Genomic DNA, 24,356 nt, shown 5'->3' on the forward strand with positions numbered 1-24,356 from the left:
CTGCGGCGCTCTGACCCGGCGGCCCCTGGTGCCGGAGCCGCGACGGCCGACGCGATGTGTGATGCACTCGCCCAGGGCACGCGCGAACTTCATCACCCGCAGGGGGCTTTCATGACCTAGCATGGGCGAATGACCCACGTACTTCTGGCTGAGGACGACCCGGCCATTGCCGAACCTTTGGCGCGCGCCCTCTCACGTGAGGGATACAACGTGGTCGTGCAAGGAACAGGTCAAGGCGCGATCGACAACGCGTCTGTCGCCGACCTGGTCGTGCTCGACCTCGGGCTCCCGGACATGGACGGACTCGAGGTCGCCCGTGCGATCCGCGGTCTCGGCCTGACCACCCCCGTGCTCGTCCTCACCGCCCGTGCCGACGAGGTCGACCTCGTCGTCGGTCTCGACGCCGGTGCCGACGACTACGTCACCAAGCCCTTCAGGCTCGCCGAGCTGCTCGCCCGCGTCCGCGCGCTGCTGCGTCGCACCCACGGCGACCCGACCGAGGCCGAAGAGCTCCACGCGCAGGACGTCAAGGTCGACGTCGCCGCGCACCGTGCCTTCCAGGGCGAGCGCGAGCTCCACCTGACCACCAAGGAGTTCGAGCTGCTCCGCGTGCTCGTCCAGGGCGCTGGCACCGTCGTCGTCCGCGACGCGCTCATGCGCGAGGTCTGGGGCTCGGAGCCGATCGGCTCGACCAAGACCCTCGACATGCACGTGTCCTGGCTGCGCCGCAAGCTCGGTGACGACGCCAACTCGCCGCGCTACATCACCACGGTGCGCGGCCTCGGCTTCAGGTTCGAGAACGGCGAGGGCTGAGCCCTCCCGCTGGTTGACGCGGGTCCGTCAGCGCCCGGCCACCCCGGTGCGCCGACGGACCCCATGAGCGAGGACTGACATGCGACGTCGAGTACTGATGGCCACGGTGTCTGCCGTGGCTGTCGCCGTCATCCTGCTCGGGCTCCCGCTCGCGCTCATCGGCGCGACCCTCGTGCGCGACAACGAGATCCGCTCGCTCCAGGCCCGCACCTCCGAGCTCGGACGCTCGATCGAGAACCGTCTGGCGCGCGACGAGCAGATCACCCCCGACCTCCTCGAGCGCTACGTCGGCGGGGACGACGGCAACCTCACGGGCTACGTGCAGGTGTTCGGTGTGGGCGACAAGATCACCGCCGGCGAACCCATCGAGGGCCGCACCGAGTCGCGGCCGATCCGCACGCAGTCCAACTGGATCGTGCAGATCGAGGTGTCGACCTGGGCGCTCTACCTGCGCAGCGCGCAGGTGGTGGTCCTCGTGGTCGCCGCAGCCGTCGTGGCCTTCGGTGCCGGGATCGTCATGGCCGTCTGGCAGGCGAACCGCCTCTCCGCGCCCCTCGTCTATCTCGCGGCCTCCGCCGAGCAGCTCGGCTCGGGTCAGGTGCGCCCGCGCATCGAGCCGTCGGGTGTCGAGGAGATCGACCTCGTCGCCGCCGAGCTCGGCCGCAGCTCCGACCGGATGGCCGGTCGGCTCGCCGCCGAGCGGCAGTTCGCCTCCGACGCCTCCCACCAGCTCCGCACCCCGCTCACAGCGCTGTCGATGCGCCTCGAGGAGATCGCCATGGCGGCCCCCGAGAACCCCGAGGTGCAGGAAGAAGCACGGATCTCCCTCGAGCAGGTCGAGCGCCTCGTCCGGGTCGTCGACGACCTGCTCTCCCGCTCGCGCACCTCGGGCGGGACGACCGAGGCCGTGCACCTCGTCGAGGTGCTCCAGCAGCAGGAGGAGGAGTGGGGCCCGACCTTCGAGGCTCAGGGCCGCAGGCTCGTCATCGACGTGTCGGACGAGATCCACGTCCTGGCGACCCCCGGGGCCCTCGCCCAGGTGCTCGCCACCCTCATCGAGAACTCTCTCAAGCACGGTGGCGGGACCACGACGGTACGCGCCAAGCAGTCGGGTCCGAGCAAGGCGATGGTCATCACGGTGACCGACGAGGGCCCCGGTGTGCCCGACGACCTCGCACCACGGATCTTCGAGCGCGAGGTCACGTCCGGAAAGGGCACAGGGCTCGGGCTCGCGCTCGCCCGCGATCTCGCGGCGGCGGACGGCGGGCGCCTCGAGCTCACGCAGCGTCAGCCGCCGATCTTCTCGGTGTTCCTCGCCGGGGTCCCGCGGACCATGAACCCCGACGTCGTGATCCCGCGGGGTGTCGCGATCTCGAGCAGCTCTAAGCGCCGGCGGTCTTGGTAGCCCCCGCGGGCTTCGCCGTGAAGACGAAGGTCCTGTACGCCAGGTAGCGGAACACCATGCCGAGGACCAGCCCGACGCCGTTGGCGGAGATGTTGTCCGCGAGCGGGGAGCGCAGGTCGAGCACGTAGTGGGAGAACCACAGGCAGCCCAGGGCGATCCCCATGCCACCGATGTTGACGACCACGAAGCCGATGAACTCGCGGAGCTGCGTCTGGGTCTTGCGGTCTGAGAAGGTCCAGTACCTGTTGCCGAGCCACGCGACGATCGTGGCGACAGCGACCGAGAGCACCTTCGCGGTCAGCGGCTTGTCGGCGAGCAGGTCGCCCGGGCCGAAGCGCAAGAGGTTGAACAGACCCGTGTCGACGACGAAGGCGACCCCGCCGACGGTCCCGAAGCGCAGCAGCTCTGCGGCCCGCGCGACGAGCGCGCTGCGCCGTGACCTGCGAGGCTCGAGGGCGGGGACCTGTGACGCTGCCTCCGGGTCGGAAGGCTCGGTGCGCCCCGCGGGGGGAGCCGAGGGCGCGCGGCCCTCGGGCGCGGCGGCTGGTCCGTCCGGGTCCGGGGATCCCGCCGGCGACGTGGCCTGACGGACGTGCGAGGTCATCGTGGAAGAGTATCCCGGAAGCCTGCCGTCCACCTGTGCGACAGCCGAGGACTCGGGTGCCGGTGTCGACTAGGGTGGTCTCTCGTGGCAGCTCCGGTGATCTCAGTAGTTGGTGGCGGGCAGCTTGCCCGGATGATGGCCCCTGCGGCGGCAGAGCTCGGGGTGCACCTGCGGGTGCTCGTCGAGGACCCTGCGTCGAGCGCGGCCCAGGTGGTGGTCGACGCCCCGGTGGGTGTCGCCTCGGACGAGTCCGCGCTGCGCGCACTGGTCGTCGGCGCCGACGTCCTGACCTTCGAGCACGAGCACGTGCCCAACGAGCTGCTGCGCGAGATCGTCGCCGCGGGCACCCCCGTGCACCCCGGCCCAGACGCCCTCGTCCAGGCCCAGGACAAGATCGTCATGCGACGGCGGATCGCCGAGCTCGGTGCGCCGTGCCCACGCTGGCTCGAGCTCCCGCGCGAGGAGAGCGCCGCCCGCGCGGCCCTCGACGCCTTCATCTCTCAAGGGGGCGGCGGCGAGGTCGTCGTCAAGACGTCCCGCGGCGGGTACGACGGCAAGGGGGTGCGGGTCGTGGCCTCGGCCGACGCCGTGGCCGACTGGTTCGCGGCTGTCGCCATCGGTGGACCGACGCTGCTCGTCGAGGAGAAGGTGCCCTTCACCCGTGAGCTCGCCGTGCTGGTCGCCCGGCGTCCGAGCGGCGAGGCCCGCACCTGGCCCGTCGTCGAGTCCGTCCAGCGGGACGGGGTCTGCTCCGAGGTGGTCGCACCGGCCCCGGGCCTCACGCCCGCAGAGGCAGACCGCGCCCGCGCCGTCGCGCTGAGCATCGCCGAGGGGCTCGACGTCACCGGCGTCCTGGCCGTCGAGATGTTCGAGGTCCGCACGGGCCCCGACGCCGAGCCGGCGCTCGTCGTCAACGAGCTCGCCATGCGCCCGCACAACTCTGGGCACTGGACGATCGACGGATCGGTCACCAGCCAGTTCGAGCAGCACCTGCGCGCGGTGCTCGACCTCCCGCTCGGCGAGACCGCTGCCACGGCCCCGTGGACCGTCATGGCCAATGTGCTCGGCAGCGCGCTCGGTGACGTCACCGATGCCCTGCCCGCCGTGCTGGCTGCCTTCCCCGACGCGCGGGTGAACCTCTACGGCAAGCAGGTGCGGCCCGGCCGCAAGCTCGGCCACGTGAACGTCAGCGGCGCGGACCTCGACGAGGTCCGTCGGCGCGCCGTCGCCGCGGCGGCGATGCTGCGCGGAGAGACGCTGCCCGGCTGACGCCTCGGCACGACCAGCACGTCAGCACCAGACCAGCACCGTCCCTGAGGAGAATCGCATGAGCAACCCCGTCGTCGGCATCGTCATGGGCTCCGACTCCGACTGGCCTGTCATGCAGGCCGCAGCCGACGCGCTCGCCGAGCTCGGTGTCGAGGTCGAGGTCGACGTCGTGTCCGCCCACCGCATGCCGACCGAGATGATCGACTACGGCCGCGAGGCCGCCGGACGCGGTCTGCGCGCCATCATCGCCGGCGCCGGGGGAGCTGCCCACCTGCCCGGCATGCTGGCCGCGGTGACGCCTCTGCCGGTGATCGGCGTGCCTGTCCCGCTCGCCTACCTCGACGGCATGGACTCGCTGCTGTCGATCGTGCAGATGCCGGCCGGGGTCCCCGTCGCGACGGTGTCGATCGGCGGGGCGCGCAACGCCGGTCTGCTGGCGGCCCGCATCCTCGCGAGCGCGACCGACGACGAGTCTCTCGCGCTGCGCGAGCGGATGGTCGCCTTCCAGGCCGCGCTGAGCGAGCAGGCCAAGGAGAAGGGCGCGCGCCTGCGCGCCGGGCGTGACAGGCGGACCGGCTTCAGCGTCTGACGCTCCTCCACCGAACCTCAGGCTCTGCGAGCGGGCCTGGTCCGAGGTCGACCCGGACCGGGCCCGCTGACGCGTCGTGCGACGTGTCGGTGCTCAGGACTGTGGCATGCCGCCGACGGGACCTGGCGGCAGCGTCCCGTCCTGGATGTCCTTCCAGAACTGCGGGCTGAGGTCTGGGTCGAGCAGCACCGTCGAACCCACGTTGCCGGGACGGTAGTCGATCGTCGAGATCGGCGGGGTCCCGGTGATGCCGTCGGCCCCGTTCGCGCTCCGGAAGGCGAGCGCGAGCTTGCCGATGTCGATGATCCCCGTCCCGTCGTCGACGGTGACAGCCCCGAGTCCGGCGTCGATCAGCGCGGTCTGCATGGTCGGCTTCACGACGATCGACTTGTCCTGGAGCTTGGCGCTCACCGCAGAGATGAGCTGGCGCTGGCGCTCGGCGCGTCCGATGTCGCCCTGCGGGTCTGAGTAGCGCATCCGCGAGAACGCGATCGCGGTCTTGCCGTCGGCGACGTGGCACCCGGCGGCCCAGACGAGCTCGCTCTTGGGGTCGTCCACGTCGTAGTCCAGGCAGAGCTCGACGCCACCGACGGCGTCGACGATCTGCTCGATGCCGGCGAGCCCGACCTCGACGTAGTGGTCGATCGTCAGCCCCGTCATGCCCTCGACGGTCTGGACGAGCAGGGGAGCCCCGCCCCACGAGTACGCCGAGTTGAGCTTGCTGGGTGAGAAACCGGGGATCTCGGCGTAGGAGTCGCGCGGCAGGCTGATGAGCGCCGACGGGCCGGAGTCCGGGACGTGCAGGACCATGATCGTGTCGGTGCGGGCGCCCTCGGTGCCGTCGTCGTACACACCGCCGTCGGCCCGCGAGTCGGACCCTGCGAGCAGGTAGGTGGTGCCGGGGGTGTTCGCCGCGCCCGAGAGGGCCTCGACGTGGCTGATCTTGCCGTTGGCCCAGATCATCAGGCCGACAGGCCAGGCGATCACCAGGATCAGGAGGAGCGCGAGGGCGAGGGGGATGATCCGCCGCCAGCGCGGTCGGGTGCCGCCGCGCTTCGCGGCCCCGAGAGGAGCCGCACCTGGAGGGGTGGCACCCGGGGGACGGCCGCCGGGAGGTCTGCCGCCGGGGGCCGGGTGCCGCGCCGGGGTGGTCGTCGGTCGAGCGGAGCCGGGGCGTGCTGACGCGGGCCGGGACCCTGCCTGAGCCGAGGACGAGACCTTCCGGGCCACCGCAGGGAGCTGGGGAGAGCTGGTGCGTGCGGCACCGGTCGCCCCGGGTCGGGCCGTGCGGGATGCCGGGGCGTAGGAGACGGGTGTGCCCGTGCCGCTCGTGGGGGTCCGGCTCGCGGCGGCCACCCCTGCGCCGTCGGCGTCACGGGCGGGTCGGCTCGTGGGGCGCGCCGGCGGGATGGTCGCAGGGCGCGACGGGGACGACGGCTCTGGCGGGCGCGGCACCCGCGCGGGAACCCGGCCCGAGGCCCCGGGGCGCGGCGCGTTGGTGCTCAGTGGTGCCCGCGGCGCCACGGGCGCTGGGGAGAGCGGCTGCTCGCCGGAGTCCGGGACCTCGATCGCGGCGTCACGGACCGACGGGCGCGTGGGGCGTCCGGACTGCGGTGTGAAGCTCGGCGGCGGTGTGCGCCTGGGCGTGGGGTCGGGTGACATGCGGTTCCAGGTCAGAGGTTCCGGAGGGCGGACGGGCCAGCAGCGCGCCCGTCGTGCCCGGCGAGGGGAGTCGTGCTCATGGAACCACGAGCATGTGTGCGGCGCGCGTCAGTGCGGCCGTGTCGGCGGTGGAGCGGCACGCCGGTCCTGCGGGCGAGCACGTCCGCCGTCACGGTGCGGGCACCGCCTGGTCGGCTGTGCCGTCCAGGACGACATCGGTACCCTCCTCGACCGGAGCCTCGGTCGGGTCGGGGTCTTCGATCGGCTGGTCGTTGCGCAGGCGCTCCCAGACGTCCTCGGCACCCGAGGTGAAGATCACGCGGTTCTTGTTCGTCGGTGCGTCGGCGAGCGGCGGCGTCATGAAGGTGATGTTGTCCATGTTCACGCCCTTGAGCGACAGCGCCAGACCAGCGAGGTTCTGGAGCGAGCTGAACTCCGGGCTCGCGGAGAGCGACGACGTCGCGGCGTTGAGGAACTGGAGCAGCTTGGGCGTGTCCGTGAGCAGGTTCTGCCCCAGGACCGCAGCTGACATCGCAGTCAGCAGGTCTTGCTGACGCTCGATGCGCTTGAGGTCGGAGCCGTCCAGCCCTGCGCCCTTGCGTGCACGCGCCAGACCGAGAGCCTGGGTCCCGTTGAGGGTCTGCGGTCCGGCCTCGAGCACGAGGTCGGCCTGCGGGGCGTCGATCGGCTCGTCGATGGTGATGGGCACCCCGCCGAGAGCGTCGACCATCGAGACGAACCCCGCGAAGTCCACCACGACGAACCCGTCGATGAACGTGCCGGAGAACTTCTCGACGGTGAGGATCGTGCAGGTGGCCGCGGAGGCGAGATCCTGGCCCTTGTCCCACCCGTAGGCGAAGGCGCTGTTAAACATGGCCCCGCGCTGGGCGGGTACCGTGCCGTTCGTCGTCTGGCACTCGGGGGTGTCGACGAGGGTGTCGCGGGGGATCGAGATGACCTCCACGCGGGTCCGGTCACCAGAGATGTGCAGGATCATGGTCGTGTCGGACCGCATCCCTGGCGCCTCACCCCCGAGGCTCGCGTTCTCGCCGCTGCGGTCGTCCGAGCCGATCAGCAGGATGTTGACGGGCGCGTTGGCGTACGGGTCGTCAGGGTCCGGGGTCGGGGGTGCCGGGCGCTCGGCCTCCGCGAGGAGGTCTTCCGTGTCGACCTGCGTGATGTTGTTCTGCATCTTGTAGTAGACCGTTCCGGCGGCCGTCGCGGCGAAGGCGAAGACTCCGGTGAGGGTGAGGGCGACAACCTTCGCGACCCTGTGGCGCCGGAACGACACCGCGTGCGCGGGCTGGACGCGCGAGACGTGCTGCTGGCTGCGTCGGGTCGCGCGCTCGGGCGCATCAGATGAGGTCACGATCAGTCATCCTAGGGGGCACCGTGTCGGGGCCGGGGAAGCCCCAGCGTCAGGTGGGTGGAGGGATTGTGGAGACAGCTTCCCCACGGCTGAGCCAGAGAATACGGGAGCGGAGGCCTGGTCCAGGGCTGATCGAGGAGGGTCGGTACCAGGCGCGACCACTTTCACCCGGCCCGTCCGTCGACAGGCAGGTCTAGCCGGAGACGGTCCCAGACGGCGTCGGCGGCCCCCTGTGAAGACGACCCGGTTCTTGTTGCTGGGCGCACGGGCCACCTCAGGCGTCAGGACGACGACGTCGTCTGCCGCGACCTCGTTGAGCGACATCGCGATACCTGCGAGGTCCTGCAGGGAGCTGAGCCCGGGGCTCGCGGACAGCGACGACGTCGCGGCGTCGAGGAACCTCAGCAGCCGTGGTGCGTCTGTCAGGAGGTCCTGCTCGACGAGCCGCGCGGTCATCGCGTCGACGAGATCGTGCTGCCGGTCGATACGCCGGAGGTCGGAGCCGTCGAGACCCGCACCTGAACGAGCGCGGGCGAGGCCCAGGGCCTGGCGGCCGTCGAGCACCTGAGGGCCGGCAGGGAGGAGCAGGTCGGCCTCGGGTGCGTCGATGGCCTGGTCGAGGGTGATCGGCACGCCCTCGAGGGCGTCGACCATCGCGACGAAGCCCGCGAAGTCGACGACGACGAACCCGTCCATCCGGACCCCGGAGACGGCCTCGGCCGCACGGACCGTGCACGCCGCGGCGGACTCGAGGTCTTGTCCTCGGTCCCATCCGAAGGCGAAGGCACTGTTGAACATGACGCCCGACCTGGCGGGGATCTCGCCGTGGGTGGTCGGGCAGGCGGGGACGTCGACGAGCGTGTCGCGCGGTATCGACACGACGTCGACGCGGGTCCTGTCGCCGGACAGGTGGACGAGCATCGTCGTGTCCGAGCGCATGCCGGGACTCTCGCCCCCGAGCGCGGCGTTCTCTCCGCTGCGGTCGTCGGAGGCGATGACGAGGAAGGTCACCGGAGTCCTGGGGTCAGGACGGTGGAGGTGGCGTGGAGGAGGATGCGGACGCGGGTGAAGGTGAGGTCGAAGAGGGAGGCTCGCCTGGTGCGGAGGTGCAGCCGTGGTCGCCGAGGTGCTCGGCGCGGGCCTCGGACAGGGTCAGCTCACGGGTGAGCAACGTGATGCTCCGCGACATCTGGTTCATCCGTCGATGGCTGGTCGCGATGTAGCTGAGGAAGGCGATGACCAGGCCGTAGAGCAGGAGGTCGGTCCCTCGCCCGACGCCGACGAGGTTCGCGGCTCTCGAGAGCCACACGGGGAACACGATCGACAGCACGGCGGCGAGGACGAATGCCAGCAGGGCCAGCCGGCGGATCGCCTGGTGGCGCGCGCCAGCGGTCGAGCGGGTGAGCAGAGCCGCGACCACTCCTACGGAGAGCAGCAGGATCAGCTGGATGAGCATCGATTGTCCGCCCATGAGACTCCTTCGGTCGGGTCGGGAGGGTGCAGGTCCGTGCGGGGTTCGGGGGCCTCTACTTGAAGAGGAGGTCGACGAGGATGTTGACCGAGTTCCAGATCGACTGCCCCTTCCCGCGCGAGTAGTCGGTGTACAGGACGTGGACGGGATGCTCGCGCCATGGGAGGCCGGTCCGTCCCAGCTGCAGCACGATCTCGCTCGCGTGGGCCATGCGGTCCTGACGGAGGTCGACCTTCTTCGCCGCGTCGACCCGCATGGCCCGCAGCCCGTTGTGCGCGTCGGTCAACCGCATGCCGGTGCTCTGCTTGGTGAACCACACCGCGAAGGTCAGCACGACCTTCTTGACCAGACCCGGCTTCGTCCGTCCGTCGAGGAACCTGGAACCGAAGACGATCGCGGTCTCGCCCGAGGCGATGAGGTCGACCATGTCTGCGGCGTCCTGCACCTGGTGCTGACCGTCGGCGTCGAAGGTGACCAGCGCGCGGACGCCGGGCTGCTGGCAGACGAAGGAGATGCCGGTCTGCAACGCGGCCCCCTGCCCGAGGTTGACTGCGTGGCTGAGGACCGTCGCGCCTGCCGCGCGCGCCGCAGCCGCGGAGCCGTCGGTGCTCCCGTCGTCGACGCAGACGATGTTCGGGAAGGTCGGCAGTGCCCCGGCGACGACGTCGGCGACGACGGTGGCCTCGTTGTAGAGGGGGATGACGAGCCATGCGTCCTCGTAGCGACGGAGGACTGGCGCGACGAGGTCCGCGGGGGCTTCCTGCATGGCACCAGTCTCCCACCCGATCTCCGATAGGCTCACGACGCGCGTGAACAGCACTCGCGCTCCATTCCTGGACAGACGGGGACTATGTATGGCGACCAAGATCCTGGCTACCGCAGACGTCGACGAGACGGCGGTGATCGGAGACGGTTCGCAGGTCTGGCACCTCGCACAGGTGCGTGACGGTGTCGTCCTCGGAGAACGGTGCGTCGTCGGACGTGGTGCGTACATCGGTTCCGGGGTCCAGGTGGGCTCCGACTGCAAGATCCAGAACTACGCGCTGGTCTACGAGCCTGCGACGCTGGCAGACGGTGTGTTCGTCGGCCCGGCCGCAGTCCTGACGAACGACCAGTACCCCCGGGCCGTCAACCCTGACGGTTCCATCAAGGACACGTCGGACTGGCACGCCGTCGGCGTTGACGTCGGGACGGGTGCGTCCATCGGGGCCCGGGCCGTCTGCGTCGCCCCGCTGCGCATCGGCGCGTGGGCTACGGTGGCCGCCGGAGCCGTCGTGACGCGGGACGTCCCCGACTTCGCGATCGTGGCGGGTGTCCCTGCCAAGCGGCGCGGCTGGGTCGGGCACGCCGGCCACCCCCTGGTCGAGGACGGCGACGGACGATGGTCCTGCCCCGTCACCGGACGTGTGTACCAGGCTGTCGAGGACGAGACATTGAGAGAGGTCGTGTGATGGTGAGCCTTCAGTTCATCCCAGCAGCAAAGCCGATCATCGGGGACGACGAGCGGGCCGCGGTCGACCGTGTGCTGCTCTCGGGCATGGTCGCCCAGGGCCCCGAGGTCAAGGCCTTCGAGGTGGAGTTCGCCGACAGGCTCGTGGGCGGACGCCAGTGCGTCGCCGTCAACTCCGGCACCTCCGGACTCCACCTCGGCCTTCTCGCCGCAGGGGTCGGCCCGGGCGACGAGGTCATCGTCCCGTCCTTCACCTTCGCCGCGACGGGCAACTCTGTCGCGCTGACCGGAGCGACCCCGGTGTTCGCGGACATCGACCCGGTCTCCTTCTGCCTCGACCCCGCCTCGGTGCGCGCGTCGATCACGGAGCGCACCAAGGCGATCATGCCCGTGCACCTCTACGGGCACCCGGCCGCGATGGACGAGCTGCGCGTGATCGCGGACGAGCACGGCATCGCGCTGTACGAGGACGCGGCCCAGGCGCACGGTGCGCAGCTGCACGGGACGCCCGTGGGCGCCTTCGGCGACTTCGCGATGTTCAGCCTGTACCCGACCAAGAACATGACCTCGGGCGAGGGTGGCATGGTCTCGTGCGCGAGCGACGAGATCGCGCGGAACGTCCGCCTGCTGCGCAACCAGGGCATGGAGACGCAGTACGCGAACGAGGTCGTCGGGTTCAACGCACGCATGACCGACCTGCACGCGGCGATCGGCCGCGTCCAGCTGACCAAGGTCGAGGGCTGGACGGCTCAGCGCCAGGCCAACGCCGCGCACCTCGACGCCGGTCTCGCCGGGCTCGAGGGGGTCACCGTGCCGACGGTCCGCGAGGGTGCCGTGCACGTCTACCACCAGTACACGATCCGCGTCGCAGAGGACCGCGACCGCATCGTCACCGCGCTGCGCGAGGAGCACCAGGTCGGCTCGGGCGTCTACTACCCGATCCCCAACCACCGCCTCCCCTCCCTCGCGCACTTCGCGCCCGGGCTCGACCTGCCGCAGACCGAAGAGGCGGCCCAGCAGGTCATCTCGCTCCCCGTGCACCCTTCGTTGACGGACGCAGACCTCGAGCGCGTCGTCGCCGCGGTCACCGCGACGGTCAAGGCGGGCTCCTGATGAGCGCACAGCGCACGCTGCGCGCAGGGCTCATCGGCCTGGGCGCGATGGGGCGTCACCACGCCCGTGTGCTGCGCGAGACCGAGGGCGTCGACCTCGTCGCTGTCGCCGACCCGGCGGGCGACCCGCACGGCGTGGCCGGCGGCCTCGAGGTGCTGCCCCACATCCAGTCGCTGATCGCGGCGGGCATCGACACGGCTGTCGTGGCCGTGCCGACGGTCTACCACGAGGACATCGCCCTGGCGCTCGCCGCGGCGGGTGTGCACACGCTCATCGAGAAGCCGATCGCCAGCACCGGGGAGGCCGGGCAGCGGATCGTCGACGCCTTCGTCTCGGCAGGGCTGGTCGGTGCCGTCGGGCACATCGAACGCTTCAACCCCGCGCTCCAGGAGCTCCGCAAGCGGCTCGCTGCGGGCGAGCTCGGGGCGATCTACCAGATCGTCACCCGCCGTCAGGGCCCGTTCCCTGCCCGCATCGCCGACGTGGGCGTCGTCAAGGACCTCGCCACGCACGACATCGACCTCACCGCCTGGGTCGCGCAGAGCACCTACGCGTCGATCTCGGCCCAGACCGCTCACCGCAGCGGACGCGAGTTCGAGGACATGGTGCTCGCGACAGGGCGCCTGGCCAACGGTGTGATCGTCAACCACACGGTCAACTGGCTCTCCCCGATGAAGGAGCGGGTCACCGTGGTCACCGGTGAGCGCGGCGCCTTCGTCGTGGACACCGGCAGCGCCGACCTGACCTTCTACGCCAACGGCACCATCGCCACGGCCTGGGACTCGATCGCGGCGTTCCGCGGTGTCTCCGAGGGGGACGTCGTGCGCTTCGCGCTGCACAAGCGTGAGCCGCTGCGTGTGGAGCACGAGGCTTTCCGGGATGCCGTCCTGGGCATCCGACAGGACGTCGTCACGCTCGAAGAAGGCCTCCAGACCCTGCGTGTCGCCGAGGCGATGGTCGAGTCGGCCCGCACTGGGCAGAGCATCGACCTTGGGTAGACGGCACACAGACAGACGACGTCCGCACGTCGTGCTCGCGAGCAGGATCTTCGCTCCCGAGCCGGCGGCGGCGTCGTTCCGGCTGTGGGCGCTGACCGGAGCGCTGCGCCGTCTCGGGGCGACGGTCTCGGTCCTGACGGTCCGGCCCACCGACGCCGTGGCGCGGTCCGCGCCCTCGGGCCCAGGGGTCGACCTGCCCGACGGCGTCACGCTGTCTCGCTGGCCCGTGCTGCGTGATGCCTCAGGTGTGGTGCGCGGCTACGTGCAGTACATGAGCTTCGACCTGCCGCTGGTCCTGCGCCTGCTCGTCGCGCGACGCCCTGACGTCGTGGTGAGCGAGCCGCCGCCCACGACAGGCGTCGTCGTGCGCGCGGTCTGCGCGCTGCGCCGCGTCCCCTACGTCTACTACGCGGCGGACGTCTGGTCCGACGCAGCCGCCAGCACCGGCGCGCCTCGCGTGGTCGTCCGGCTGCTCACGGCTCTCGAGGGCTGGGCGCTGCGGGGTACCCGTGCGACCGTCGCCGTGTCCGAGGGCGTGGCCGACAGGCTGCGGGTGCTCGGCGTCGAAGACTCCCGGATCACTGTGGTGCGCAACGGCATCGACACCGAGGTCTTCACCCCGGACGGGCCCGTCGAGCCGCAGGCCGACGGTGCGCCCTACCTGCTGTACGCCGGGACCGCCTCGGAGTGGCAGGGGGCCGAGATCTTCGTCGACGCCCTCGCCCGCGTCCGCCAGACGGTCCCTGACGCCCGTGTGGTGTTCCTCGGTCAGGGCAGCGCGTGGCCCGCGATGCGAGAGGCAGCCGAGGCGCTCGGTCTGGGGCCGGAGAGCACCGGCGCCGTGTCCTTCGTCGAGGCCGCGCCACCCGAGGGCGCCGCCGCGTGGCTCCGAGGAGCGCACGGTGCGCTCGTGAGCCTGCGCCCTGGCCAGGGCTACGACTTCGCCTTCCCGACCAAGGTCTTCGCGGCCGTCGCCTGCGGGACCCCTGTGCTGTACGCCGGACCTGGGCCGGCGGGACCCGTCATCAGCGAGAACCGGCTCGGTACCGTCACCGGGTACGACGTCGAGGAGGTTGCTGCGGCGATGACGGCGATGCTCGTCGCGGGAGGTCCGGACGCTGGCACCCGGCGGCGTCTTGGAGAGTGGGTCCGGAGCAACGCGTCGTCCGAGAGGGCCGGCGACCTCGCAGCCGCCGTCGTACGGTCTGCGACCCGTCCCGACTGAGCGGCGTGTGACCATGGTGGGGCTCCGACCGTGCCTCGACGGCCTCCGTCGCAGCGTCTGGTCGACGGCCGGACGTCCCACCTGACAGCGAGCCCCGGCCACCAGCCCTCACCCGAAGGACCCCAGCACAGTGAAACTCATCTGGCGCACCCTGCAGGACGTGCTGCCTCTGCTGCCGGCGAAGGCGCGACGCTTCCTGGGGTTCTACGTGGTCGCCACGAGCGCTCTCGCGCTCCTCGACATCGCCGCGCTCGGTCTGCTCGCGATCACCCTCGCGGCGATGGTCGACACCGACGGCTCGGGGATCCCGCTGCCCCTGGTCGGCGAGATCCAGCGCGACTCTGTCGTCTGGGTGCTCGCAGCGATCTCGTTGCTCATCGTGCTCAAGGGAGTTGTCGCTGTAGCGCTCCAGTGGGTCGCGACACGTCGCTTCGCCGTCTACGAGCTCGAGATCGGGGACCAGCTCTTCGACGCCTACATCCGTGCGCCGTGGACAGAGCGGCTCAAGCGCAACACCGCGCAGCTCGTCCGGCTCGCCGACGTCGGGATCGCCAACGCGACCTCGGGGTTCTTGCTCCCGGTGTCGACGCTCCCGTCGCTCGTGACGACCTTCCTCGCGGTCCTGACGATGCTCATCATCGTCCAGCCGCTCACCGCCGGGATCACGTTGCTGTACCTCGGCGTCATCGCCGGGACGCTGTACTTCGGGGTGTCCAAGCGTGCGCTGATCGCCGGACGTGTCAACCGGGACTACTCCTTCAGGGTCGCGAGCCTCATGACCGAGATGGTCGGCGCCCTCAAGGAGATCACCCTGCGGGGGCAGGCTCCCGAGGTGGCTCGGGTGGTGCACTCGAACAGGCTGCACACGACGCGGGCCCGCTCGAACCTCTCGTTCCTCGGCGGGCTCCCGCGCTACGTGCTCGAGGCTGCGCTCGTCGGGGGCTTCCTGCTCATCGGAGCGGTGACCTACGCGACCGGCGGCGAGGCCGCAGCCATCAGTGCTGTGGCCTTCTTCGGCGTCGCCGGTTTCCGCATGGTCCCAGCGCTCACGGCCTTCCAGGCCGTGGTCACCCAGACCGCCTCGACGATCCCGCACGTCCGGGCTGTCATCAACGACATCACCGCGTCGAAGTCCTACATCGAGAACGCCGAGCGGGTCGGCAAGGACCCGATCGCCGAGCAGCCGCTGAGCCTCGACCTGCGCGGTGTCCAGTTCACCTACCCGGGCTCGAGCACCCCAGCGGTCACCGGGGTCGACCTGTCCCTGCCGATGGGCAGCTCGCTCGCCCTCGTCGGTTCGTCAGGCTCGGGCAAGACGACCCTCGTGGACATCCTGCTCGGTCTGCTCGTCCCGTCGGAGGGGGAGATCGAGCTCGACGGCGAGCCGCTCGAGAACGTCCTCGCAGCCTGGCGCTCGCGCGTGGGATACGTGCCGCAGGACGTGTCGCTCTTCGACGCGAGCGTCGCGCAGAACGTCGCCCTGACGTGGACCGAGGACTACGACCGCGAGCGGGTGCGGGACGCGCTGCGCCGTGCCCAGCTGCTCGACGTGATCGAGGCCCGTGAGGGAGGTCTCGACGCGCGTATCGGCGACCGGGGCATGGCGCTCTCGGGAGGGCAGCGCCAGCGCATCGGTATCGCGCGGGCGCTCTACGTCGACCCGCTCGTGCTCGTCATGGACGAGGCGACGAGCGCGCTCGACACCAAGACGGAGTCGGACGTGTCGCAGGCCATCGCCGAGCTGGCGGGGGAGATCACGGTGATCTCGGTCGCCCACAGGCTCTCGACGATCCGGACCAGCCAGCAGGTGTGCTTCATGAAAGACGGGCGGATCGTCGCCCGGGGGACCTTCGACGAGCTCGTCGCTGCGGTCCCTGAGTTCGCAGCCCAGGCGGCTCTCGCCGGGCTGGCCGGAGAGGTCGGCGGAGGGATCCTGTGAGGCTCGAGAACCTGCGCCAGCTGCCGAGCGTCGACGGGCGCGCCCCGCGCGTCGCGCTGCTCGTCTACAACGACTTCTCGGTCGACACCCGGGTGCTCAAGACGGCGTACAGCTACGCCGCTGCCGGCGCTCAGGTGCGGGTCGTGGCCTTCGGGACCTTCGAGGGGATGGAGCCAGGCCTGACCGTGCTCGACGGCGGGATCGAGGTCGAGCGGCTGCCCCTGGTCGAGCTCGACCACACGCTGCCACGGTTGGGCAGCACGGCTCGCCAGGTCGTGGCGCGTGCCCGCGGTGCTCTCCGTCGAGGCTCCCGAGGATCGGCGACGGCCGGGCCGACCGCTCCGACGACCAGCGACGCGCGGTCTGAGGCGACCGCTCAGACCCGCAACCCTCAGGACGGTGACCTCGGTCCGTCGGCAGGGTCGACGACCCACGGCACGCCGCGCTCGACGCCCGCCGTCCCCGCCGGTCTCAAGGCACGGGTGGTCGGCCTGTGGATGCGGATGCACTACACGGTCCGGCTGGGGTCCTTCCAGCTGCGTGCGGTCCGGTCTCTGCGGCGCTGGCGCCCAGACCTCGTCCACGCCAACGACGCCGACACCCTGCTCCCCGCGTGGCTCGCCGGTCGATCCCTCGGGACGCCGTACATCTTCGACGCGCATGAGATCTGGACCGCGCGTGTCAAGACGGGTTCCCGGCCGGTGGCTCGTCGGTGGGAGGCCTGGGTCGAGAAGCGGCTCGCCCCGCGTGCGTCCGGGGTGACGACGGTGTCGGGCAGCATCGTCGACTGGCTCCACCGTGAGCTCAGGCTCGCGGCAGCCCCGACCCTCGTGCGGAACGTCCCGGTGGGACCGGCGCCCGTGGTCTCGGACCCCGCGGCGACGGGTCGCCTGCGCGAGCTCGCCGGGCTCGGCGCCGATACGCGGGTCGTGGCCTACTGCGGTGCCGTGACGATCAACCGCGGGATCGAGCAGACCCTCGACGCTCTCGAGCTGCTCGACCCCTCGACGCACCTCGTGCTCCTCGGACGCGGATCTCAGGCCTACAGGGCGGTGCTCGACGCCCGGGTGGCCGCGGCGGGACTGGAAGACAGGGTGCACTTCGTCGGCATCGTGCCGTCGGACGAGGTCCCCGCGACCTTGCGCGACGCCGACGCCTCCGTGATCTTCAGCCGCCCCGTGACGCTCAACCAGCGGTTCAGCCTGCCCAACAAGCTCTTCGAGTCGATCCACGCGGGGCTGCCCGTCGCTGCGTCGGACCTGCCGGACATCGCCTCGGTGGTGAGTGCGACGGGTGCAGGTCAGGTCTTCGACATCGACGACGCGCAGACCACCGCCGACGCGATCGCCGCCGTCATCGCGGACGCCGGCACGTACCGCGCGGCCTCGGCGGCCGCTGCCCGGACCCTTACCTGGCAGAACGAGGTCGACGGGCTCCTCCGCCTGGCCGTCGCGGCGCTCGAGCGCCCGGGCCGGTCGTGACCGCTCGGCTCGTGGCGGCCGGGGGCTTCGACGCTGCGGGAGCACCGACCCCGCTCGTCGACGTCGTCGTCGCGCTGCACGACCTCAGCAGACCCGTGGCCCGGACCGTCCGGTCGGTCTTCGCGCTGCCCGGGGACGAGGTCGTCCCGGACGGGCGTCTGCGCGTCACTGTCGCGTGCCACGAGCTCGACGCGTCCGAGGTCGCCGCCGTGCTCCCCGAAGACCTCCGTGGCTCCGTGCGCCTGCTCGAGGTGCGCGACGGTCTCGGCAGCCCGTCAGGTCCGTACAACGCGGGGATCGACGCGGCGACGGCGCCCTACGTGACGATCATCGGCTCGGACGACTTCTTCGAGCCCGGTGCGCTGCTGGCCTGGCGCGCCCGCGCCGAGGAGTCGGGCGCCGAGATGGTCCTCGCCCGGATGACGATGCAGGGCGGGGCGCCCATCAACACCCCGCGGGTCCGTCCCCGCCGGACGACCCGGCTGGACGCCGTCAAGGACCGGATGGCCTACCGCACGGCCCCGCTCGGGCTCATGCGTCGGGAGTCGCTCAGCGACCTCGGGCTGCGTCTCGACGAGGGCATGAAGGTGGGCGGAGACATCGCGTTCACCGTGCGTCTGTGGGACCTCGCCGAGCGTATCGACCTCGCGTGGGACGACCCGGCGTACGTGGTGGGCGTCGACGCCCAGACGCGCGTGACCACGACGGTCCGCCCGCTCGCGGTGTCGTTGGCGCCCTACACGGCGCTGCTGGCCCGTGACTGGTTCGCCAGGCTCCCACGGGCGTACCAGCGTGCTGTCGCGATCAAGGTGCTGCGCATCCACGTGCTCGACAACGTCGGGCGGCGCGACGCGGTCGACCTCTGGGCTGACGGCGAGGCCGACTACCTGCGCGACGTCGTGAGCAGCCTCGTCGCCGTCGCCCCGCGGGTGCTGCGCCCCTTCTCGGCCGCGGACCGGCTGGTCCTCGACGCCTGCCTCGACCCGGCCTCGACCCCGCAGTCGCTCGTCGCCGCTGCGGCGGCCCGCACACGCGCGGGTCGGGTCGCGCGCCTGCTGCCGCCCGGGGTGCTCGGTGCTCTCGACCGTGAGAGCACGCTGCGCTACTACGTCGCCGACAGGTTCTGGCGATGACGCGGGTCGCGGTCACGACGGGACCCGTGCGGATCCCACCGACCTATTTCGTGGTCAACCACCTGCTGCACATGCCTGACGTCGACGGGCGGCTGTTCGCGCTCTCGGCCGAGGTCGACGACCCTGCTGTCGAGCCGCTCGTGGAGACCTCGACCCCCTACGGGGTCCCGGGCCTGCGGGGGAGCGCGGCGGCCTTCGCGGCGGTGCGCCGCCAGCGCCGCGCGGTGCGAGACTTCGCCCCGGACCTGGTGCACCAGCACTTCGGCACGTGGAGCCTCGCGGGCTCCGGCGCCGCCCGCGACCTGGGCTTGCCCTTCGTGGCGACACTCCACGGCTACGACGTGTTCCGCCGGTCCGATGCAGTCCGAGACTTCTGGACCTGGGTGACGGCCCGCAACCTGCGTACCTGCGGGGAGCGGGCCACCACCTTGCTGGCCGTGAGCGGGTGGCTCGCGGGGGAGGCGGTGCGCCGCGGCTATCCGGCCGAGAAGATCGAGGTCCACTACCAGGGCGTCGACACCGACTTCTTCACCCCGGCCGGCCCCGACGCCGCCGAGCCTCTCGGGGCGACCGGCGGCGAACGGCGCCACGATGGGCGCGACGACCTCCCCGAGGTGCTGTTCCTCGGAGCTCTCGAGCGGCGCAAGGGTGTGGCTGACGCGATCGAGGCGTCGGTCGAGCTCGCGCGCAGCGTCCCGCACAGGCTCCGGGTGGTCGGCGCCGGGTCTCAGGAGGCTCTCGTGCGCGCGGCCGCCGCCGAGCACCCGCACATCGCCCTCGAGGGGATGCGAGACCGCGCCGGCGTCCGCGACGCCATGCGCCGGGCGGACGTGTTCGTCCTGCCCACGCAGCAGGACGGTGAGTGGCGCGAGGCAGCAGGTCTGGTGACGCTCGAGGCCCAGGCCTGCGGTGTGCCTGTCGTGGTCTACGCGAGCGGCGGCGCTCCCGAGATGCTCGACGACGGGACGACGGGGACTCTCGTCCCCGAGCGTGACACCCACGCGCTCGCCGGTGCCGTCGGCGACATCTTGCGTCTGGCGGCCACCGATCGGCGGCGCCTGTCCCGCGCCGCGCGCGACTTCACCGTGGCACGCCGCAGCATCCGCAGCAGCGCAGCCGAGCTCTCCGAGCGCTACGCCTCCCTCACCCGCCGATCTCGGACGGAGTCACCGTGACCCGAGCCACTCTGCTCGTCCTGTCCTTCTCGCCGATCGTCGCGGACGCCCGGGTGCTCAAGCAGGTCGAGCTCTTCAAGGACCGCTACGACGTGACGACCTGCGGCTTCGGGCCGGCTCCTGCGGGCGTGGTCGACCATGTCGAGGTCCCTGCTGGGCTCTCGGCGACCGACGTCGACGGCAGGCTCATCACCGCCCGCTGGTACAGCAGGGCGTACTGGTCGACGTCTGCGGTCGCGTGGGCACGCCGGTCGCTGCGCGGCAGGCGCTTCGACGTCGTGCTCGCCAACGACGTCGAGGCGGTCCCCGTCGCTGTGGGCCTCGCGCCGACCTACGGCGTGCACGCCGACCTGCACGAGTACGCACCGGCCCAGCACGACGAGAACGCGGCGTGGAAGAAGCGGATCGCGCCGTACAAGGCGTGGATCTGCCGCCGGTACGTCACGCGTGCGGCGTCGGTCACCACGGTGGCCGACGGCATCGCGGCCGAGTACCGGCGGGTCTTCGGCGTCGAGCCAGGTGTCGTGACCAACGCGGCGCCGTTCCACGACCTCCAGCCCGGCGCTGTGCCAGCACCTGAGGAGGGCCCGCTCAGGCTCGTCCACAGTGGTGTCGCGCAGCGCAAGAGGCGGCTCGACCTGCTGGTCGACGCCGTGCACGCGACACCGGCCGACGTGACGCTCGACCTGTTCCTCATGCCGAACGACCCCGCGCACCTGCTCGAGCTGCGCGAGCGCGCCGCCGCCGACCCTCGCGGGCGCGTCAGGTTCCACGAGCCCGTCGCCTACGCGCAGCTGGTCGAGACTCTCAACCGCTACGACGTGGGGCTCGCCGTGTTCCCCTTCGTCAACTTCAACATCCGGTGGTCGCTGCCCAACAAGCTCTTCGACTACGTGCAGGCGCGGCTCGGGGTGGTCGTAGGGCCGTCGCCCGAGATGGCGGGACGCGTCGAGCAGTGGGGGGTGGGGGTCGTGTCGCCCGACTTCTCGGTCGAGTCGCTCACGGAGGTGCTCACGTCCCTCGACCGCGAGACGGTCCGAGGACTCAAGGAGTCGGCGCACGCCCGCGCCCGAGAGCTCTCGGCCGAGATCGAGGTCGCCGGGTGGGAGCGTGCTGTCGACGCGCTCGTCGAGGGAGGTGCCGCATGAGCCGCCCGTCCCTGCTCATCCTGTCCTTCTCGCCGATCGCCGACGACGCGCGCGTCCTCAAGCAGGTGCGGCTCTTCGCCGACCGCTACGACGTGACGACCTGCGGCTACGGCCCGGCACCCGAGGGGGTCGTCGAGCACCACGAGGTCCCGGCCGGCCTGCTGGCCTGGCGCAAAGACCCGCGGTGGTTGCTGGCCCGGCAGTACTCGCGCGTGTACTGGGGCAACGCTGCTGTCGCCTACGCACGCAGCGTGCTCCCCGTGGGGGAGTTCGACGCTGTGCTCGCCGACGACGTCGACACGGTCCCGCTCGCCCTGTCGCTCGAGCCACGACGAGGGGTGCACGCCGACCTGCACGAGTACGCCCCCGGGCAGAACAGCGAGCTGCCGCGCTGGCGCTGGTTCGTCGCGCCGTACATCCGGTGGATCTGCCGGAGGTTCGTGTCGAGGGCGGCGTCGGTGACGACGGTCGGGCAGGGCATCGCGGAGCGGTACACGAGGGAGTTCGGGTTCCCCGTCGGCGTCGTGACGAACGCCGCGCCGTACGCGGAGCTCGCCCCGGGTGTCGTGGGTTCGCCCGTCAGGCTGGTCCACTCGGGCAACGCGCAGCGCAACAGGCACCTCGAGGTGATGATCGACGGCGTCGAGCAGTCCACGACGCCCGTGACGCTCGACCTGCTGCTCATGCCCAACGACGAGGCCTACCGCGACGAGCTCCGTGCGCGGTGCGCGGGGTCGACGCGTGTGCGGGTGCTCGACCCTGTCCCGTACCGCGACCTGGTGCGGACGCTCAACGGCTACGACATCGGGGTCTTCGTGCTCCCGCCGGTCAACGTCAACTACGAGTGGACTCTGCCGAACAAGTTCTTCGACTACGTCCAGGCCCGGCTCGGCGTGATCGTCGGACCCAGCCCAGAGATGGCTCGCGAGGTCGAGGCACGAGGCTTCGGTGCGGTGACGGCTGACTTCACCGCGGCGGGGTTCGCCGCGGTGCTGGACGGGCTCTCGCCTGCCGCCGTGGGGCGGTGGCGGCAGGCGTCCGCCACGAGTGCGCGGGAGCTCTCGGCCGAGGTCCAGTCTCAGGGGTGGACCGACGCCGTCGAGAGGCTCCTGCAGGGACCCTCGTAGCAGTGTCTCTCTGAGAGCTCCGCCGGGCAGATGCTCCCCATCAAGAGGTAGAGCTGCCCCGGTGCGCCCGCCCGGCGGCTAGGCGCACCGGGAGAGCGTCAGGCGGAGAGGGACTTCTTGATCTCCGCGAAGCCCGCGAGCATCTCCTTGCGCAGGTCGGCGACCTCCGACAGACCGGCGGCCTGGGGAGCAGTGCCGTTGCTCAGGCGCATCTTGATGTGCATGAGCATCTCGCCGAAGGTCGAGGTGCCCGTCGGCTTCACGCCCCAGATGTCGGAGACCAGCCCGAGGACGGTGGTCTTCGTGTCGGCGATCTCCTGGCGGATCGAGACGTCCTTGCCGCCGCGGCTGACCGGCCCGGTCTGCGCACGTGCCGTCGAGGCGTCGGACTGGATCGCCTTGATGCGGCTGAAGATGTCGCCGTCGAACTTGACGCCCTCCACGCCGGGGGTGAGCAGGTCGAGGATGGTGGTGAGCTGTGCTGCCTGTGCGGGTGTCATGTCGTCCTCCTCGGACGTAGGTGGGGTGGTTGTGGTGCCTTCGTACTCGAAGTGCCAGGCTTCTTCGCGGCCGCCGCCCTGGCGGGCCCACGGGGGGTGGATCCATCCGTGGGCGGGGCCGTTGGCGACCATCCAGACGTGCTGGGCGGTGCCGAAGCTGTTGATGCCTCCGCCGAGGTCGACCGCGAGGGCCCACCCGTGGTTGGAGGTGCCGGGCACGGCTGCCAGGCCTGGGCCCTTGGTCTCGTAGAGGTGCTGCTGCGCGGCGAGGGTCCGGTACGAGTCGGTGATCGAGATGCTGGTCCCGAACCTGGCGCGGTAGGCCTGGTTGAGCGACTCGAACGCTGCGGCAGCGTCGCTGCGCAGACGGTGTCCTGGTGCCCAGCTCAGCGTGGTGAGCGCTGAGAGCGGGATGTTCCCGTTGCTGTGGCCGCCCCAGGGTCCTGCTGCCGCGAGGACGGCTGTCGCCGCGGCTCTGTGGAGATCGTTCATCTCACTCCTTCAGGTGTGGGTGCCGGTGGTGGTCCCACCGGCTCTGACTCCTGAATCATGTCGAACATGCGTTCGAAGTCCGAGGCCCTACTTCGGCCCTGCGACCGGGGCTGGTCCGGGGACGACAGACGCCCCGCAGCCGGCGTGGGCTGCAGGGCGTCTGGTTGCGAGATCGACGGGGCCGACGGAGCCGACAGGGTCGCGAGGTCTCCGAGGAGGTGACGGAACGCCAGGTCGGGTGATGCGGCGACGCCGGCGAAGAGACCTGAAGGTCAGCCGTGCGTACGGCGCAGCAGCTCGTCGACGACTCGCTCCGCCGCATGCCCGTCGCCGTACGGCGTCTCGTCGGTCGGCGTCGGCGCGGGCCGCTGGACGCCCGCGAGGATCTCCTCCGCGGTGATCGCCAGCACGTTCCACCCGAGGTCGACGGTCTCGACCCACTCGGTCTCCGTGCGGACCGTGGTGCACGGGACGCGCAGCAGGAAGGCCTCCTTCTGCAGGCCGCCCGAGTCGGTGACGACACCCGCGCTCGACATGGTCGCCGCGAGCAGCTCCGGGTAGGGGAGCGGGGCGTGCAGGCGGACCGAGCCGCCGGACCAGTCGATGCCGAAGGACTCGGAACGGGCCACGAGCCGCGGGTGCGCGAGCAGCACGACAGGCTTGTCGAGCGCCTTGAGGCTGCGCGCGATCTCCGCGAGACGCTCGGGGTCGTCGGTGCTCTCGGCGCGGTGGATCGTCGCGACGTAGTACTCGCCGGCCTCGACGCCGGCGCTCGCGAGCACCGAGGCAGGGGCACCGGTGAGCGAGTCGCGCACCGTGTGCAGGACGTCGGTCATCACGTCACCGACCACGATGGTCCGCTCGGCGAGACCTTCAGCGGCCAGGTGCTGGCGTGCGACCTCGGTCGGGGCCAGCAGCACGTCGGCGGCGTGGTCGGTCAGCACACGGTTGTGCTCTTCGGGCATCGCGCGGTTGAAAGACCTCAGCCCGGCCTCGAGGTGCGCGACGGGCAGGTGCATCTTCACGGCAGACAGCGTCCCGGCGAGCGTCGAGTTGGTGTCTCCGTAGACGAGCACCCAGTCGGGGCGTGCCTCCTCGAGCACGGCGTCCATCGCCGAGAGGATCGCACCCGTCTGCTGGCCGTGCGAGCCCGACCCGGCGCCGAGGTGCACGTCAGGTGCCGGGATGCCGAGGTCCGTGAAGAACACGTCCGAGAGCATGGGGTCGTAGTGCTGACCGGTGTGCACGATCACGTGCTCCACGCCGCGCGCGGCCGCAGCGTGCGCGATCGGGGCGAGCTTGACGAACTGCGGACGGGCACCGACGACGGAGAGGATCTTCACGGTCGACGAGTCTACGCAGGGGCCTTCCCCGTACCCGCGCCGACCGACGC

General features: G+C 71.2%; 21 protein-coding genes and 1 pseudogene. 14 read left to right on the forward strand and 8 right to left on the reverse strand.

Annotated elements, in window-relative coordinates; translation table 11 throughout:
- The first annotated feature begins 129 nt into the window (after positions 1-129).
- Entirely contained in the window at positions 130-813 is a 684-nt protein-coding gene (locus tag HZZ10_RS10270) for a response regulator transcription factor (protein WP_012865871.1), read from the forward strand.
- A gap of 79 nt (positions 814-892) precedes the next feature.
- Positions 893-2,218, forward strand: coding sequence for a sensor histidine kinase (locus tag HZZ10_RS10275; RefSeq protein WP_056136731.1), 1,326 nt, complete (start codon positions 893-895; stop codon positions 2,216-2,218).
- Here the strand turns inward: HZZ10_RS10275 and HZZ10_RS10280 are convergent.
- Positions 2,196-2,822 (reverse strand): GtrA family protein, encoded by a 627-nt coding sequence (locus HZZ10_RS10280; RefSeq protein ID WP_218928650.1) that lies wholly within the window; start codon positions 2,820-2,822, stop codon positions 2,196-2,198. The two genes, HZZ10_RS10275 and HZZ10_RS10280, sit on opposite strands and share 23 nt — an antisense overlap.
- A 132-nt stretch (positions 2,823-2,954) precedes the next feature.
- On the opposite strand from HZZ10_RS10280, the gene HZZ10_RS10285 reads away from it, so the two are divergent.
- On the forward strand, positions 2,955-4,091 hold the full coding sequence (locus tag HZZ10_RS10285; protein WP_257152696.1) for a 5-(carboxyamino)imidazole ribonucleotide synthase: 1,137 nt from the start codon (positions 2,955-2,957) through the stop codon (positions 4,089-4,091).
- Positions 4,092-4,149: 58 nt separating this feature from the next.
- Positions 4,150-4,680: a 5-(carboxyamino)imidazole ribonucleotide mutase gene (gene purE / locus HZZ10_RS10290; protein WP_056136735.1), complete on the forward strand. Its 531-nt coding sequence runs from the start codon at positions 4,150-4,152 to the stop codon at positions 4,678-4,680.
- Between the two features lie 93 nt (positions 4,681-4,773).
- On the opposite strand, the gene HZZ10_RS20165 is transcribed toward purE, so the two are convergent.
- From HZZ10_RS20165 to HZZ10_RS10315, 5 genes and pseudogenes are all read right to left on the reverse strand, one after another.
- Positions 4,774-5,643 (reverse strand): LCP family protein, encoded by an 870-nt coding sequence (locus tag HZZ10_RS20165; protein ID WP_373367328.1) that lies wholly within the window; start codon positions 5,641-5,643, stop codon positions 4,774-4,776.
- A gap of 868 nt (positions 5,644-6,511) precedes the next feature.
- A complete protein-coding gene (locus HZZ10_RS10300; RefSeq protein WP_308507547.1) occupies positions 6,512-7,711 on the reverse strand; it encodes an LCP family protein in 1,200 nt (399 codons plus the stop codon).
- Between the two features lie 6 nt (positions 7,712-7,717).
- Positions 7,718-8,725: pseudogene (locus tag HZZ10_RS10305) on the reverse strand (LCP family protein); the annotation flags it as partial.
- Positions 8,726-8,735: 10 nt separating this feature from the next.
- Entirely contained in the window at positions 8,736-9,182 is a 447-nt protein-coding gene (locus HZZ10_RS10310; protein ID WP_228087386.1) for a DUF2304 domain-containing protein, read from the reverse strand.
- Positions 9,183-9,237: 55 nt separating this feature from the next.
- The gene (locus HZZ10_RS10315; protein ID WP_179913430.1) at positions 9,238-9,948 is read right to left on the reverse strand and encodes a glycosyltransferase family 2 protein; all 711 of its coding nucleotides are present in this window, start codon (positions 9,946-9,948) and stop codon (positions 9,238-9,240) included.
- 88 nt (positions 9,949-10,036) lie between these two features.
- On the opposite strand from HZZ10_RS10315, the gene HZZ10_RS10320 reads away from it, so the two are divergent.
- From HZZ10_RS10320 to HZZ10_RS10365, 10 genes are all read left to right on the forward strand, one after another.
- Complete coding sequence (locus HZZ10_RS10320) at positions 10,037-10,633, forward strand: acyltransferase (RefSeq protein WP_179913431.1); 597 nt, start codon at positions 10,037-10,039, stop codon at positions 10,631-10,633.
- Positions 10,633-11,745, forward strand: a complete 1,113-nt coding sequence (locus HZZ10_RS10325; protein WP_179913432.1) for a DegT/DnrJ/EryC1/StrS family aminotransferase — start codon at positions 10,633-10,635, stop codon at positions 11,743-11,745. Before HZZ10_RS10320 ends, HZZ10_RS10325 begins: the two co-directional genes overlap by 1 nt.
- Positions 11,745-12,743 carry a Gfo/Idh/MocA family protein gene (locus HZZ10_RS10330; RefSeq protein WP_179913433.1) on the forward strand — a complete coding sequence of 333 codons (999 nt, stop codon included), beginning with the start codon at positions 11,745-11,747 and terminating at the stop codon, positions 12,741-12,743. The genes HZZ10_RS10325 and HZZ10_RS10330 overlap by 1 nt, the downstream gene beginning before the upstream one ends.
- A gap of 31 nt (positions 12,744-12,774) precedes the next feature.
- The gene (locus tag HZZ10_RS10335; protein ID WP_308507548.1) at positions 12,775-13,968 is read left to right on the forward strand and encodes a glycosyltransferase family 4 protein; all 1,194 of its coding nucleotides are present in this window, start codon (positions 12,775-12,777) and stop codon (positions 13,966-13,968) included.
- A gap of 130 nt (positions 13,969-14,098) precedes the next feature.
- On the forward strand, positions 14,099-15,907 hold the full coding sequence (locus HZZ10_RS10340; RefSeq protein WP_179913434.1) for an ABC transporter ATP-binding protein: 1,809 nt from the start codon (positions 14,099-14,101) through the stop codon (positions 15,905-15,907).
- Complete coding sequence (locus tag HZZ10_RS10345; protein WP_179913435.1) at positions 15,904-17,388, forward strand: glycosyltransferase; 1,485 nt, start codon at positions 15,904-15,906, stop codon at positions 17,386-17,388. The genes HZZ10_RS10340 and HZZ10_RS10345 overlap by 4 nt, the downstream gene beginning before the upstream one ends.
- Positions 17,385-18,521, forward strand: coding sequence for a glycosyltransferase (locus HZZ10_RS10350; protein WP_179913436.1), 1,137 nt, complete (start codon positions 17,385-17,387; stop codon positions 18,519-18,521). Before HZZ10_RS10345 ends, HZZ10_RS10350 begins: the two co-directional genes overlap by 4 nt.
- Positions 18,518-19,696 carry a glycosyltransferase gene (locus HZZ10_RS10355; protein WP_179913437.1) on the forward strand — a complete coding sequence of 393 codons (1,179 nt, stop codon included), beginning with the start codon at positions 18,518-18,520 and terminating at the stop codon, positions 19,694-19,696. The genes HZZ10_RS10350 and HZZ10_RS10355 overlap by 4 nt, the downstream gene beginning before the upstream one ends.
- A complete protein-coding gene (locus HZZ10_RS10360; protein WP_179913438.1) occupies positions 19,693-20,844 on the forward strand; it encodes a glycosyltransferase family protein in 1,152 nt (383 codons plus the stop codon). Before HZZ10_RS10355 ends, HZZ10_RS10360 begins: the two co-directional genes overlap by 4 nt.
- On the forward strand, positions 20,841-21,971 hold the full coding sequence (locus tag HZZ10_RS10365) for a glycosyltransferase family protein (protein WP_179913439.1): 1,131 nt from the start codon (positions 20,841-20,843) through the stop codon (positions 21,969-21,971). The genes HZZ10_RS10360 and HZZ10_RS10365 overlap by 4 nt, the downstream gene beginning before the upstream one ends.
- A gap of 98 nt (positions 21,972-22,069) precedes the next feature.
- Here the strand turns inward: HZZ10_RS10365 and HZZ10_RS10370 are convergent, their stop codons facing one another.
- Together HZZ10_RS10370 and wecB are read right to left on the reverse strand one after the other, a co-directional pair.
- On the reverse strand, positions 22,070-22,963 hold the full coding sequence (locus tag HZZ10_RS10370) for a M15 family metallopeptidase (protein WP_179913440.1): 894 nt from the start codon (positions 22,961-22,963) through the stop codon (positions 22,070-22,072).
- A gap of 272 nt (positions 22,964-23,235) precedes the next feature.
- Positions 23,236-24,306: a non-hydrolyzing UDP-N-acetylglucosamine 2-epimerase gene (wecB, locus tag HZZ10_RS10375; RefSeq protein ID WP_179913441.1), complete on the reverse strand. Its 1,071-nt coding sequence runs from the start codon at positions 24,304-24,306 to the stop codon at positions 23,236-23,238.
- Between the last annotated feature and the right edge of the window lie 50 nt (positions 24,307-24,356).

It is taken from the genome of Sanguibacter inulinus, assembly GCF_013415325.1.
In the GTDB taxonomy this organism is placed as follows: Bacteria; Actinomycetota; Actinomycetes; order Actinomycetales; family Cellulomonadaceae; genus Sanguibacter; species Sanguibacter inulinus.

Excerpts from the sequence above, each read along its gene's own strand:
- HZZ10_RS10325 (WP_179913432.1), top strand. The coding sequence starts at position 10,633 with ATGGTGAGCCTTCAGTTCATCCCAGCAGCAAAGCCGATCATCGGGGAC.
- HZZ10_RS10270 (WP_012865871.1), top strand. The coding sequence starts at position 130 with ATGACCCACGTACTTCTGGCTGAGGACGACCCGGCCATTGCCGAACCT.
- HZZ10_RS10275 (WP_056136731.1), top strand. The coding sequence starts at position 893 with ATGCGACGTCGAGTACTGATGGCCACGGTGTCTGCCGTGGCTGTCGCC.
- HZZ10_RS10365 (WP_179913439.1), top strand. The coding sequence starts at position 20,841 with ATGAGCCGCCCGTCCCTGCTCATCCTGTCCTTCTCGCCGATCGCCGAC.
- HZZ10_RS10310 (WP_228087386.1), bottom strand. The coding sequence starts at position 9,182 with ATGGGCGGACAATCGATGCTCATCCAGCTGATCCTGCTGCTCTCCGTA.
- HZZ10_RS10370 (WP_179913440.1), bottom strand. The coding sequence starts at position 22,963 with ATGAACGATCTCCACAGAGCCGCGGCGACAGCCGTCCTCGCGGCAGCA.
- HZZ10_RS10315 (WP_179913430.1), bottom strand. The coding sequence starts at position 9,948 with ATGCAGGAAGCCCCCGCGGACCTCGTCGCGCCAGTCCTCCGTCGCTAC.
- purE (WP_056136735.1), top strand. The coding sequence starts at position 4,150 with ATGAGCAACCCCGTCGTCGGCATCGTCATGGGCTCCGACTCCGACTGG.
- HZZ10_RS10320 (WP_179913431.1), top strand. The coding sequence starts at position 10,037 with ATGGCGACCAAGATCCTGGCTACCGCAGACGTCGACGAGACGGCGGTG.
- HZZ10_RS10330 (WP_179913433.1), top strand. The coding sequence starts at position 11,745 with ATGAGCGCACAGCGCACGCTGCGCGCAGGGCTCATCGGCCTGGGCGCG.
- HZZ10_RS10355 (WP_179913437.1), top strand. The coding sequence starts at position 18,518 with ATGACGCGGGTCGCGGTCACGACGGGACCCGTGCGGATCCCACCGACC.
- HZZ10_RS10285 (WP_257152696.1), top strand. The coding sequence starts at position 2,955 with ATGATGGCCCCTGCGGCGGCAGAGCTCGGGGTGCACCTGCGGGTGCTC.
- HZZ10_RS20165 (WP_373367328.1), bottom strand. The coding sequence starts at position 5,643 with ATGATCTGGGCCAACGGCAAGATCAGCCACGTCGAGGCCCTCTCGGGC.
- HZZ10_RS10280 (WP_218928650.1), bottom strand. The coding sequence starts at position 2,822 with ATGACCTCGCACGTCCGTCAGGCCACGTCGCCGGCGGGATCCCCGGAC.